This window comes from Nocardia amikacinitolerans (assembly GCF_900215415.1).
GTDB lineage: Bacteria > Actinomycetota > Actinomycetes > Mycobacteriales > Mycobacteriaceae > Nocardia > Nocardia amikacinitolerans.
In genome coordinates this window covers 13593-26845 of sequence record NZ_OBEG01000003.1, presented here as the reverse complement: position 1 = coordinate 26845, position 13253 = coordinate 13593, and the positions used below count along the sequence as shown (strand labels likewise).

General features: G+C 67.0%; 12 protein-coding genes. 2 read left to right on the top strand and 10 right to left on the bottom strand.

Annotated features, from left to right (window positions below; translation table 11 throughout):
- Positions 1 to 127 precede the first annotated feature (127 nt).
- The gene (locus CRP45_RS14440) at positions 128 to 835 is read left to right on the top strand and encodes a class I SAM-dependent methyltransferase (protein WP_245910144.1); all 708 of its coding nucleotides are present in this window, start codon (positions 128 to 130) and stop codon (positions 833 to 835) included.
- Positions 836 to 1379: 544 nt separating this feature from the next.
- The gene (locus CRP45_RS33340) at positions 1380 to 1874 is read left to right on the top strand and encodes a hypothetical protein (protein WP_143861434.1); all 495 of its coding nucleotides are present in this window, start codon (positions 1380 to 1382) and stop codon (positions 1872 to 1874) included.
- A 62-nt stretch (positions 1875 to 1936) separates the two neighbouring features.
- On the opposite strand, the gene CRP45_RS14430 is transcribed toward CRP45_RS33340, so the two are convergent.
- From CRP45_RS14430 to glgP, 10 genes are all read right to left on the bottom strand, one after another.
- Positions 1937 to 2704, bottom strand: a complete 768-nt coding sequence (locus tag CRP45_RS14430; RefSeq protein WP_097245533.1) for an ESX secretion-associated protein EspG — start codon at positions 2702 to 2704, stop codon at positions 1937 to 1939.
- Positions 2701 to 4026 (bottom strand): hypothetical protein, encoded by a 1326-nt coding sequence (locus CRP45_RS14425; RefSeq protein ID WP_097245532.1) that lies wholly within the window; start codon positions 4024 to 4026, stop codon positions 2701 to 2703. Before CRP45_RS14425 ends, CRP45_RS14430 begins: the two co-directional genes overlap by 4 nt.
- A gap of 9 nt (positions 4027 to 4035) precedes the next feature.
- Positions 4036 to 4428, bottom strand: coding sequence for a hypothetical protein (locus tag CRP45_RS14420; RefSeq protein WP_143861433.1), 393 nt, complete (start codon positions 4426 to 4428; stop codon positions 4036 to 4038).
- Between the two features lie 59 nt (positions 4429 to 4487).
- Positions 4488 to 5099 carry a DUF3558 domain-containing protein gene (locus tag CRP45_RS14415; RefSeq protein ID WP_143861432.1) on the bottom strand — a complete coding sequence of 204 codons (612 nt, stop codon included), beginning with the start codon at positions 5097 to 5099 and terminating at the stop codon, positions 4488 to 4490.
- A gap of 89 nt (positions 5100 to 5188) precedes the next feature.
- Positions 5189 to 6784: a protein kinase domain-containing protein gene (locus tag CRP45_RS14410; RefSeq protein WP_101750185.1), complete on the bottom strand. Its 1596-nt coding sequence runs from the start codon at positions 6782 to 6784 to the stop codon at positions 5189 to 5191.
- Between the two features lie 133 nt (positions 6785 to 6917).
- Positions 6918 to 7556 (bottom strand): formylglycine-generating enzyme family protein, encoded by a 639-nt coding sequence (locus tag CRP45_RS14405; RefSeq protein WP_218841159.1) that lies wholly within the window; start codon positions 7554 to 7556, stop codon positions 6918 to 6920.
- Positions 7557 to 7743: 187 nt separating this feature from the next.
- Positions 7744 to 8139 carry a RidA family protein gene (locus tag CRP45_RS14400; RefSeq protein WP_097245528.1) on the bottom strand — a complete coding sequence of 132 codons (396 nt, stop codon included), beginning with the start codon at positions 8137 to 8139 and terminating at the stop codon, positions 7744 to 7746.
- Between the two features lie 121 nt (positions 8140 to 8260).
- Entirely contained in the window at positions 8261 to 8803 is a 543-nt protein-coding gene (locus CRP45_RS14395; RefSeq protein ID WP_067790740.1) for a DoxX family protein, read from the bottom strand.
- A gap of 120 nt (positions 8804 to 8923) precedes the next feature.
- The gene (locus CRP45_RS14390; protein WP_097245527.1) at positions 8924 to 10285 is read right to left on the bottom strand and encodes an NCS2 family permease; all 1362 of its coding nucleotides are present in this window, start codon (positions 10283 to 10285) and stop codon (positions 8924 to 8926) included.
- A gap of 205 nt (positions 10286 to 10490) precedes the next feature.
- Positions 10491 to 13106 (bottom strand): alpha-glucan family phosphorylase, encoded by a 2616-nt coding sequence (gene glgP / locus CRP45_RS14385; RefSeq protein WP_097245526.1) that lies wholly within the window; start codon positions 13104 to 13106, stop codon positions 10491 to 10493.
- Between the last annotated feature and the right edge of the window lie 147 nt (positions 13107 to 13253).

Here is a 13253-nt window from a genome sequence, read left to right as displayed (position 1 = left end):
ATTCCCGCACCGAGGTATCGGCGATCCCCGCGCCAAGCCCTGCACGCGGCGCGGGGATATCGCCAAAAATCTTCCACCGCGCGAAATTCGGGTGTCGCGCTCGCGCACCGTATGAGACGGTTTTTGGATGAAGCCACCCACCGAAACCGACGCACTCGGTGAATTCCTGATCAGCGCAAGATCTTTGGCCGAGTATCGCGCTATCTTCGACCTCGCCGACACCGACCTGCGCGGCCGCCGCGTACTCGACTGTCCCGGCGGCGCAGCGAGTTTCACCGCCGAAGCCGCCGCCCTCGGCGCGCACGTCACCGCCACCGACCCCATCTACGCAAAGCCCCCCGCCGAACTGCGCGAGCTCGCCCGCACCGAGACCGAACGCGGAAGCGCGTACGCCGGAGCACATCACGACCGCTACCGCTGGGACTTCTACGGCGACCCGGACCACCTCCAAGCCGTTCGGCTGTCCGCCGCCGGCCGCTTCGGCGCCGATCTCGCCGCCAACCCCGACCGCTACGTCGCCGCCCAGCTGCCGGCACTCCCCTTCGCGGACAACAGCTTCGACCTCACCCTGAGCTCGCACCTGCTGTTCACCTACGCCGACCGCCTCGACGCCGACTTCCACCTCGCCGCCCTACTCGAACTCTCCCGCGTCACCCGCGGCGAGACCCGCCTCTACCCCCTCGTCGACCACACCGGCCGCCACCAAGACGACCTCGTCACCGACCTCCGAAAGGAACTGCACCACAAGGGCATCCCCACCACCCTCCGCCCCACCCGCTACGAATTCCACCACGGTGCAACCAGCATGCTCGTCCTCCACCCGAACCAGAATTGACCCATCGGCGGCCGATTCCACGCGCTGCGATTCACCCCCTGGGGTCGACCAGCATCCGCGAGATCGCCGATCAGCGGGCGTTGCCGACGGCGGGTTCGTTCGACCTTGCGCGCGCCGGAGGCAGTCGAGCACCAGGCTCGGCAGCAGCCCAACCAGTCCGATCACCGGGCGATGCCCGTCCGGGTTCTTCGGCCCGCACACCGAAAGACGCAGCGGCAGAAGGCACGACGTCGATCACGTCCGCGAGACGGGGAATCCGCACTAGGCGGTGTGACCGGAATTCGATGGAACCGATCGGATCACCGCAACGTCGAATGAAGTAGCAACCCGCACTCCGAACGGAGCTAGGCCTCCACACAGAAGCCCGCACGGCGGTCGTTATCGGGATCGCGGAAGACCAAGCGAAGTAAGAACCGCAACTCGCCTAGCCGGAGTCGAACCGCTGGTCGGTGCATAAGAGGAGGATCGCTGTGCGTAAACAGCATTGGGACGAGTCGCGGCCGGATGTCGCGGCAGACGGTCTACCGGGTAGTCCGCGGAACAGGTGGCGGATGTTGTCTACCGCACCGCCGGACCCGCTCGAGGCCTATCGGCCGGAGCCTGGCCCGACGGGCATCCTGTCGATGCCCAGTACTATCGGGCGTGGCCGCTGGCTTTCGCCTACGGCTCGACAGGTCCGCGAATCCTGGTGAACGGCAACGAAATACCGGATACCAGCTGGGGTGAGACGCACATCCCAGCCCAGCCCGGTAACTATACGGTGGAGGTCCGTACTCGTCGGCCCGCGGCATGGGTGCGGTGGACCCTCAACAAGGTGTGGTGGGAGGACATGGGGCAGGCGGTGGCCGAGGTGCCGGTGTATCCCGGCGCGCAGACGCCCGTCTACTACCGGTCACCCGGTCTCCAGTACTTCCAGGGCGCGATCGGCGCGGAGCCGAAGCGCTGGCCCGCGCTCAACTGGATGCGTTTCAGCTGGGTGTTCGTGGTGCTGTTCGCGGCCATGATCGTCGCGGGTGTCGTGGTGTATCTCGGAAGGTGACGCCGGGCGGACACGGGGTGTGAGTGTTGCGGCGCCCGTGAATCCGCCGGAAAGGACGGCGGTCACCAGCGACGGGCAACCGGGCGGTAGGTCGACTCGATCAGGGTGGTCAACTGACGCTCGATCTCCTCGGGGCCACCGGGCGTGACGGTGAAATCCTCACCGCCCTGGTGATAGAGCAGATACCTGCCGTCCGCGGGAAGGTAGTCCAGCCAATGGAATCCACGCCCGTCGTTCGTCGGCCTGCTGTCGTACGCCGCGCCCCGATAGACGGTGATCTCTCCGAGACCGGACCGGGGACGCCGCAGGATGCGATTCAGTTCTTCGGTGTGGGACAGGCGGGTCGGATGATGGGCGTAATCCGTCCGGCCCAGATCAGAGCGCCGTCCCCGGATCGGAGAATGCCGTCCCTCCGCGCATCTCGGTAGGTGGGCCACGATATGCCGCGCGACGGCGCGTGCCGGACAGTGCCAGAGCAGCACGTCGCGGCCGTACTGCTGGGTCGGACCCGGCAACTGCACCGCGACGGTCGCCCAATCACCGTCCACGCCCGCGTGAATGCGAACGACCTGGGCGAAATCGCGCCCGAAGAAGCCGTGCACCTCGACGCGGACTTGCGGCTCGAGCAGCACCTGCAATGCGCCGTGCAGGCGATGATCGGCGATCCGGCCGAGTCGCTGCCCGGCTTCGGCGCGTGCACGCAGGTAGTCGTCGTGCGCCTCGATGCCCTCGACCGTGTAGCGCAACGGATACGGCAGCCGGTCACGCCCGAACGCCTCCAGCGCCAGCTGGAACATGAAACCATCCAGACGCCAATGGTTTTCGCTCATCCGCCGATCACTCCACCCGGCGGAAGCGCGGGCGGCTGAGACCCGAGCAATTCGTCTCCATGGTCATAGATCAAATAGTCGGGCGTCTTGTGCTCATCGTCGTCGTCACCCTTACCGCGAGCCGGCGCCGGCGCGCCCATGCCCGGCATGCCCGCCCGGCCGGTGCCCGCCGGACGACTGTTGGCCAACCCGCCCGACGGCCCCGACTGCCCCGGAACATTCCCGCCCGGCACCGACCGACCGGGCGACGGTACCGTCGGCACGCCCGGACCCGGTGCCCCCGGGCCCGGCCCAGAAGGCGTCGGCAGACCCGTATTCGGCAGCTTGGTATCGGGAACCGTCGCGGCAGGGATGGTGGAAGCCGGCGTTGTCGACGTCGGAGTCGTCGGCGTCGTGCTCTGCGGAGTGGTGCTCTGCGGATCGTCCGTCGTCGGATCCTCGGGGACTTCCGTGTCCGTCGGGTCGTCAGTGCCCAGATCACCTGGTCCCGGACCCGGACCGGGACCAGGACCGGGTCCAGGACCCGGACCAGGAATCGGCCCGTCCTTCTTGTCGTCGATCGTGCTCTTCGGCTCGGGCAGGATCGGCGTGTACGGATCCACTTCGTTGACGACACCGGGCTGATACACCCGATCCATGAAGTCGCGCACCCGATTCTCGGCTTCGTCGGCGCGGTACTGAGCGCTCTTGAAAACCCCGTTGCCGGGAATGTGACCGATGACCTGATCGATGAACGACAGGCTGTGCGGCTCGTCGACGGTCTGCTGCGCCTGGGTCAGATACCCCTCGGTGAGATCCAATCCGCGGGCGACCATGTTGAAGGTGACGATCAGCTTCTTCATCTCGTCCGCATAGGACTTGGTGGACTCGACCACCGCGTTGGCGGTCTTCCCCTCCATGAAGTCGTCGATGTCGCGTTGCACGCCGGTGGAGAAGTCGTTGACGAGACGCTCGGCTTCGCGGACCATATCGCGCCAGCCGTTGGCGGCCTCGTTGATCTCGAGTTGCTTGACGTCCTTCAGGTGGTTGTAGATCCACTCGTGCGACTGCGAAAGGAACGATTCCTGCTTGTCTCCCACGATGACTCGGTCCGCGTAGCGGCCGTCGTACTGCGACTGCAGATCCGACCACGTCTTGTTGACGATCTGCCGGTCGGTGTCCCACTGGTTCTGATACTTCGATTTGCGATCATCGAAGTCTTCCTCTTGGGTCTGCGCTTCGGATCGCGCGTGGAAGAAGTTGTACACGTGACGCGGAACCGCGATCACCGGAACGCCATAGCTGGCGACGTTGGCCAGCCACTCGTGCGGAGGAGTCCCCATTACGCCTGCTTACACATCCGTATTGTTCAGTTGACTGGCATTGGCCTGATCTGTTTCGGAGAGCTTGCGAATCGACAAGGCATAGGTATCGCGCATCAACGTGACGAGGTCGATGTGCTTCTTCAACTGATTGACCGCGGAGTCGGGGTCGTTGACTGCCTTGTTCTCGAATTTCGTCTTCAAAGCCTGGGCGGAAGGCAACGTTCCGAAACCGCCTATCTGGCCAAGGTCAGAGGCTCTACGGAGCAGATCTTTTTCGAGCCCATCGAGCATGGTCTGCGCGCGACCACGCAGCGCATCACCGATCTGCGGGTCCATTCGGAACTCACCGGACTCGGCCTTCTGCTTGTAGGTGCGCCACTGCGCGAGCGCATCGTCCATCGAGCTCGTATCGCCCGACATCGGCCAATCCCCTCTTTGATTACTCAGACTTCCTGCATCTCACGCCTCTATGGATACGGTCACTTCGGGAGATGTCGTTCGAAGTAGTTCATATGCCGTATCGCTACTCCGCACGGCGGTGACTCGGGCATCGAGCCGCGCTCGCTGTAGAGCCAAGTCACTCCGACCTCGAACATTCCTTGAACCGCCGGGACGCTTACGTAGCACGTCAGCTTGTCGGGATCACTTCTCTTCGTGGAGACCAGGCCGGCCCGCGACCCGACGGTGACGTCCTGTACCACCAGGCTCTGTTCGTTCGCACGACGCTCCGGTACTGTCCGCCGCGTCGAGAAGATGCTCACGCCATACGGCCCTTCGGTGGAGTCCCAGTTGCAGATCTTCCACCACGCCTCGTCGTTGGTCTCACTGTCCACGGTCACCCGCTTCGAAGCGGGATCCAATCTGTCCCCCCGCAACACCTCATCCGACAGATCCGTACACGGATTGAACAGCGGAACCGACTCGTTATGGGAGACAGGACTACTCCCCTCCTCCGTCGCATTCCCACCGACCGTCGACGAGCACCCCGTCAACACCGCCACCACCGCGACCCCGCCGACCGCCAGGCCCACCGCGAACCGCTCCGACATCCCCATGGCTCGCATACCCCTCCTGACATCCAGCGCCGACAAGCCCTCACAGGATAGGACGCAGAAGAATCCCCCTCGGTTCCCATTCGGGCACGGTCAGCTTATCCGAACGCGACCAGGCGCCCAACAGCTCACGAGAGCGGCGCTTCGCGCCACCATTTCCGCACACCTTCCAGGTCGAGGTGGAGGGAGCCCTCCATGCTGTGGGTGTACATGAGAAGGGTTTCGCGGTCGTTGTCGCCGGTGAAGACGGTGACGATGCGGGTGTAGGTGAAACCGGCTTCTTGGCGGTCGAGGGTGTAGTTGGTGTACGTCTTCGATCCGTGGGCGTCCTCGGAGCGCTTGTTGCCGGGGAGTGCGGCGACGACCGCGCGGGCGTCGGCGGCGGACTTGTAGCGGTAGAACTCGTAGTAGGGCGGGTTGAGGCTGTTCGGACCGACACCGTCACCGCTGTAGCAGAACGAGGCTTCGGTCCAACTACCGAAGTCCGGGCGCTGCATGGTCGAACTCTCGGTACTCCGGGTGGTCCGTCTCTCGCACTTCGCATTTCGGAAGCCCGAGCCGAATCGCTCGGCGGGCACCATGCCGGGGAATTCTTGATGGATGAGGTCGATGTCGGCGGGGTCCTTCGAGCTGTTGAGCGCCACCGCCGTGGCGACACCGCCGACGGCGAGCACCGCGACAATGGCCATTACCGCGAGCAGAACGAGGGGCGAGCGTCGGCGCTCCCCGATGGGCCTCGAGCCGTGTGGCCCGGGTGCCATCGGCGCCGGATAGACGTGCCTGTGGCCCATCGGCGCTGGTGCCGGACCGACCGGCCCGTGTGACATCGGCGGCGAAGCGACCTGCCCGTGTGGCATCGGCGCCCGGGCCGCCGCGAAGTACGGCTGGGGCGGTGTCACCGACGCGCCGCCGATCGCCACCCCTGACAGCGCACGCGCGGCCGCCTCCGCGAATTCCGAACAGCTGCCGAATCTTTGCTCGGCACGCTTCGACAACGCCCGCGCCAGCACACCGTCCAGCGCGACCGGCAGTCCGTGGCGAAGACTGCTCAACGCAGGCGGCGGCTGCTGCAAATGCCCCTGGATGACGACCGCGGGATTGGCCGATTCGAACGGAACCACACCGGCCAGTAGCCAATACAGCGTGCAGGCCAGCGAATACTGGTCGGTGCGCCCATCCAGCGGCGCACCGGTCAGCTGTTCCGGCGAGGCGTAGGCCAGGGTGGCGGTGAAGGTGCCGGTCTGGGTCAGGTGACCCGCGTCGTCGCGCAGCCGCGCGATGCCGAAATCAGTGAGGAAGACGCGTTCCTGGTCCACGCCCGCGCGGGCGAGCAGGATGTTGGCGGGTTTGACGTCGCGGTGCAGGATGCCCATGCCGTGCGCGTAGTCCAGCGCCTTGGCGGTCTCGGCGACGATCCGGACGGCGCGGTCCGGCGCGAGCGAGTTCGGGCCTGCTTCGGCGGCGTCGGAACCGTCGACGTACCGCATCGAGATCCACAACTGCGAGTCCTCGACCCCGCGGTCGTAGACGGTGACGATGTTCGGGTGGTCCAACTGCGCGACGAGGTCGGCCTCGCGTTCGAAGCGGGCGCGAATCTCGTTGTCGGCGAACATCTCCCGATTCAGCAGCTTCAGCGCGGTACGCCGGGGCAGGCGCGGATGCCTGGCCAGATACACCGAACACGACAGGCGCTGCCGGACGCAGTCCGTCCTATGCCCGCGCATGGCCGGAGCGAAGGCGGAGTTACGCCCATGCCACCGCGGCCGAGCTGTCGCTCGATGACGTAGCCCGCGAAGACGTCCCCCTCCTGCAGCATGCCGCCCCTCCTTCGTCCGTCGACCGGCAAGCGTGCCGATGCTACCCCGATCGAGCGACGCGGAACCCGACGTCATCGATCCGAAACGTCGGATGGCTCCGCCGCCGCACCGACGCACGGCAGCTCCAGTGCTGGTCCGACCACCCACCCCCGCGCAACACCCGGTACTCCCCGTACACCTCGGCGTCGTACACGTCCCAGCACCAATCCCAGGTGTTGCCGAGCATGTCGTACAAACCCCAGGCATTGGGCGATTTCCGGCCGACCTCGTGCGCTCGACCGTCGGAATTCTCGCGATACCAAGCGATCTCGTCGAGCGCACCGTAGCGCGGACCGGAAGTGCCCGCGCGGCAGGCGTATTCCCATTCCGCCTCGGTCGGCAAGCGAAAACCGTCCGCCGACACATCCCATTCCACGGCCGAACCGTCCATCCGATAGGCGGACGCGAGCCCCGAACGTTCCGACAGCGCGTTGCAGAAGCCGATCGCGTCGAACCACGAAACGCCTTCCACCGGAAGCCGATCCCCCTCGGCCGAACTCGGCCGCAGCCCAGTGACAGCGAAGTATTGTTCCTGCGTCACCGCGACCTCGCCGATCCGATAGGGCGCGAGATCCACCACCCAACTGCGCTCGGTGCGCCGATCCGACAGCGTCACCTGTCCCGCAGGTACGGCGACCAGCTCGATTTCAGCGCTCATGAACAAGCGATCGTAATGACCGCAGCCGGACGGAAAGTCGTCAGCAGCTCGCGCGTAGGCCCCGACAGGCAACCCAACCCGTTCCGCATCAGCTCCGTGCACCGCCGAAGCGAGGGCGAATCACCCGTAGCCGGGCGGATGCGCACGGCACCCGCCCGGCCCCGCAAACTCAACCCCGCACCGCCACGGCATCCACCTCGAAGAGCATCCCCGGCAACGCCAACGCCGCGACCCCGAGCAACGTCTGCGTCGGCGGCCGCTCGCCCCAGATCTCGCCGATCTTCTTGCCGAGCACCGCGAGCTTGTCGAGATCGTGGTCGACGATGAACGTGCGCAGCTGCGCGACGTCGGCGTAGTCCAGCCCCGCCGAGCGCAGGGCGATGCCGAGGTTGGCGAAGGCCCGGTCCACTTGGCCCGCGAAATCCTCGGTGGTGGTGTGCCCTTCGGCGTCCGAGTCGTACTGCCCGGCGATGAGCACCAGCTCGCCGGACACCCGCGCGACGTGGCTGTAGCCGAACCCGGTCGGGTCGTGCAGTTCGGCGGGATTGCTGATCTCGATGGTCATCGGACTTTCTCCTTCAATCTCTGATCGGGCCGCACCCAGACGACGACGCAGCGACGCCAGGTGTGACAAACAAAAGCGGCGCGGCGATTTCGATCGCCGCGCCGCCTACTTCAGGCCGTGCTCAGAGCACCCACTTGAGGATCAGCGTGAAGATGCCGGTGACCACGGCGAGCACCACCGCGCCCGCGCCCCACACGAAACCATTGCGCTCCCAAGGCCGTCCGGCGTCCACCGAGAACTTGCCGGACCCGGTGAAGGCCAGCGTGGCGGCCACGGCGCCGAACAGCAGCGGCATCTCCCAGCCGCCCTGGCCGAACAGACCCGGACCCCAGGTGGCGTTGATCGCGTTGAACATGGTGCCGAGCACGATGGCCGCCGCCAGCGGCGTGAGCACACCGGCAACCAACATCAGCCCGCCGACGAGCTCGGTGAGACCGGCCAGCGTGCCGAACAGTTTGCCCGGGTTGTACCCCATCTGCTCGAAACTCGCCTGGGTGGCCGCGAGCCCGTAGCCGGAGAACCAGCCGAACAGTTTCTGCGCGCCGTGCGCGGCGAGCAAGCCACCGAAGACGACCCGCAGAATCAGCAGGCCGATGTCGCTCGAGACGCCGTCGAGCGAGCTGGTGGTCTTGATGTCGGGCAGTGCCGTGGACTTCGTGGTCATGCTGGTTCCTCATCCCTGCAACGTGGTGTGGACACGGTCGTCAGTTTCGGTAACTAATCGGACCGCGGTCCGATTGTCACACAGTTCGTGCCAACTTCAGTTATCGGAGATCTATTCCGGCTACTCGGCCAAGAAGAAGAAATATCCGGCGAAGACCACCAGCAGCGCCCACATGGCGGGATGGATCTCCTTGAACCGGCCGCGTGCGGTCATCACCACGGGATAGAAGATCATGCCCATGGCCAGCCCGTTCGCGATCGAATAGGTCAGCGGCATCATGATGACCGTGATGAACGCGGGCACCGAGTACTCGAGCCGGTTCCAGTCGATCTCGCCGAGCGCGCGCGCCATCAGAATGCCGACCACGATCAGCGCGGGCGCGGTCACCTCGGGGGATCCCGCGACCACCGCGAAGACCGGATAGAAGAACATCGCGAGCAGGAACCAGCCCGCGGTCGTCACCGCGGTCAACCCGGTCCGGCCGCCCGCCGAGACACCGGCCGTGGATTCCACATACGCGGTGGTGGTCGACGTGCCGATGACGGCGCCCGCCGCCGTGCCGACCGAGTCGGCGGCGAACGCGCTCGCGGCGCGCGGCAACTTGCCGTCCATGTCCAGCAGCCTCGCCTGGTTGGCCACGCCGATGAGCGTGCCGGAGGCGTCGAAGAAATCGACGAACAACATGGTCAGCACGACGACCGCCATCTGCGCGGTGAACGCGTCGGGCAGGTGGATGATGGCCTGGCCGAATGTCTCGTCCAGCCCGCGCGGCAGGGCGGCGATGCCGTCCGGCAGGTCCACCAGTCCGGTGACGATGCCGAGCGCCGCGGTGAGCACGATGCCGTAGAGCACCGCGCCGTGCCAGCCCTTGACCAGGAACACCAGGGTCACCAGCAGGCCGAACAGCGCGAGCAGCGTGGTGCCCGCGGTGAAATCGCCGAGCTTGACGAAGGTCGCCTCGCTGGCGGTGACGATGCCCGCGTTCTTCAGCCCGAGAAACGCGACGAACATGCCGATGCCCGCGCCCACCGCCAGCTTCAGCTGTAGCGGAATGGCATTGAGGATCTTCTCGCGAACCTTGGTGACGGCCAACACGAAGAAGATGACGCCGGACAGGAAGGTGCCCGACAGCGCGACCTGCCACGGAATGCCCATGCCGAGCACCACCGAGAACGCGAAAAACGCGTTGAGTCCCATGCCCGGCGCCAGCGCGATCGGGTACCGCGCCCACAGTCCCATCACCAGCGTGCCGAACAGCGCGGCGACGGCGGTGGCGGTGAACACCGCCTGCATCGGAATTCCCTTGTCGCCCAGCGCGCCTTCGTCACCGAGGATCGAGGGATTCACCGCGAGGATGTAGGACATGGCCAGGAACGTCACCGTGCCCGCCATCACCTCGCGGCGCATGGTCGAGCCGTGCTCGCTGACGCCGAAGTACGTGTCCAGGCGACCCCGGGTGCGGGTCAGCAGGTCGGTTGCCATGGGTTCTCCAGTTTTGGCGGTCGAACAAGGGGGTGCCCGGGCACGTCAGGCGTACCTCCGGCTTCGCCGCGCCGTGCGCGAGTCTGTTGACGGACTTCGTCCGGCAGCGCACATTAGCGGACGATTCACTGAACAGCGGTGCCGATCCGAGCTCCGTCGCTCGAGGACACACGTGACACTGCTCACCCCGCCGTCGCGGCCCCGGTCAGGCGCTCGGCGCGGCCACCAGACCGAGTTCGGCGTCCGAGGCGAGCAGGTCGTTGTGCGGGAGCACGCGGACGGTGTACCCGACGGCGCCGGAGACCGGCAGCGGTGTCTCCACCCGGAAGAACTCCACCCCGGAATCGGAGCCGACGTGCGTCATCGGCATGGTGGTGACATCGGAGAGCTCGTCGGTCGGCGAAACGCGACCGATCACGGCCTGCACCACCACATCCGACAGGCTCAACCCGCCCAACTCCACGCGCGCGGTGAGCGACAGCGGCGCACCGATGATCGGCGTGTCCGGCAGCCCGGCGCTGTCCACCTGGATCACCTTCACCGACGGCCAAGCCGCCGCGACGCGTCCGCGATAGTCCGCGATCGCCCGCGCGCCCGCGAACTCGTCGGCCGCCGCGCGCCGCAGTGCGCTCGCGGCGGGTGCGTAGTACTCGACGGCGTAATCCCGGACCATGCGGGAGGCCAGCACCTTCGGGCCGAGGGTCTGCAAGGTGTGCCGCACCATCTCGACCCAGCGCACCGGCATGTCCGTGTTGTCGCGGTCGTAGAACCGCGGCGCGACGGCGCGTTCGAACAGGTCGTAGAGGGCGGCGGCCTCGAGATCGTCGCGGCGGTGTTCGTCGGAGACGCCGTCGGCGGTGGGAATCGCCCAGCCGTTCTCGCCGTCGCACATCTCGTCCCACCAGCCGTCCCGGATGGAGAGATTGAGCCCGCCGTTGAGCGCTGACTTCATGCCCGAGGTGCCGCACGCCTCCAGCGGGCGCAGCGGATTGTTCAGCCACACGTCGCAGCCCCAGTAGAGGTAGCGGGCCATCGACATGTCGTAGTCGGGCAGGAAGACGATGCGGTGGCGCACCTCGGGGTCGTCGGCGAACCGGACGACCTGCTGGATCAGCGACTTGCCCCCGTCGTCTGCGGGGTGGCTCTTGCCTGCGACGACCAACTGCATCGGACGCTCAGGATGCAGCAGCAGGGCGCGCAGCCGTTCCGGATCGCGCAGCATCAGGGTGAGGCGCTTGTAGGTCGGGACGCGGCGCGCGAAGCCGACGGTCAGCACGGTGGGATCGAAGACCTGGTCGATCCAGCCCAGTTCGGCCGGGGCGGCGCCGCGCTCCAGCCACGACGCGCGCAGCCTGCGGCGAACCTCGTCGACCAGCGTGGCGCGCAGCGTGTTGCGGGTGGACCACAGTTCGCCGAGATCCACATCGCGCAGCCGTTCCCAGCCGCGCGCCTCCTGGACCAGCTCCGCGCCGATGTGCTCGCGCGCCTTGTCGATCCACTCGCGCGCGGCCCAGGTCGGCGCGTGCACCCCGTTGGTGACCGAGCCGATCGGCACCTCCGCCGGATCGAAGCCAGGCCACAGCGGCGCGAACATGCCCCGGCTGACCTCGCCGTGCAGCTGGGAAACGCCATTGGCGCGCTGGGCCAGCCGCAGACCCATGTGCGCCATGTTGAACACCGACGGATCGGACTCGCGTCCCAGCGCCAGGATGCGGTCCACGGAAAGCCCTGGCAGCATGGCCGATTCGGTCTCGCCGTGGCCGCCGCCGAAGTAGCGGCGCACCATCGGCATCGGGAAGCGGTCGATGCCCGCCGGCACCGGGGTGTGCGTGGTGAACACCGTCCCGGCCCGCACCGCGGCCAGCGCGGTGTCGAAATCCAGTCCGCCCGCGACGTATTCGCGGATGCGTTCGACGCCGAGGAAGCCCGCGTGGCCTTCGTTCATGTGGAACACGTCGGGGTCGGGCAGGCCCGCGGCGCGGGTGTAGGCGCGCACCGCGCGCACGCCGCCGATACCCGCCAGGATCTCCTGCTTGATGCGGTGGTCCTGGTCGCCGCCGTACAGCCGGTCGGTGACCGCGCGCAGTTCCGGATCGTTCTCGGCGATGTCGGAATCCAACAGCAGCAACGGAATCCGCCCGACCTGCGCGATCCACACCCGCGCCCGCAGCACCCTGCCGTCGGGCATCGCCACGTGGATGAGGACCGGCGAGCCGGATTCCCGAGGCCCGGCGCCGTCGTGCGAGCTACCGTCCCGGTCGCTGGTGAGCAGGCGCAACGGCAGGCCCTGCGGGTCGAGCCTCGGGTAGTGCTCGATCTGCCAGCCGTCCGAGGACAGCGACTGCCGGAAATACCCCGAGCGGTACAGCAGGCCGACGCCGATCAGCGGCAGGCCGAGATCCGAGGCCGCCTTGAGGTGATCGCCCGCCAGGATGCCGAGGCCACCGGAATAGTTGGGCAGCACCTCGGTGACGCCGAACTCCATCGAGAAGTACGCGATGCCGCGCACGCCGTCCTCGTCGTTCTGGCGCTGGAACCAGCCGGGGCGGTCGAGGTAGTCGCGCAGGTCCGCGGCGGCCGCGTCGACCCGGCTCGTGTAGTCCGCGTCGGCGGCCAGTTCGTCGAGCCGGGCGGCAGGCACCTCCCCGAGCATGCGCACGGGATCGCGCCCGACCTCACGCCACAGTTCGGGATCGAGCTCCTCGAAGAGATCCTGCGTCGGCCAATGCCACGACCAGCGCAGATTCGTGGAGAGTTCGCCCAGCGCCGCGAGACGCTCGGGCAGATGGGCACGGACGGTGAATCGACGCAATGCCTTCACTCCGGGAACCCTACCGAACCCCGCGCCCCTCGGCCGCCCCGACGGTGAACCACTGGGGGCCCCTGGCGCTGCGCCCTCCGATCACCTCGGACACCGAGCACGTCGGTCGCCCTCCGACGCTCGGCCCGTCGATCGCCTCCGGCGCTA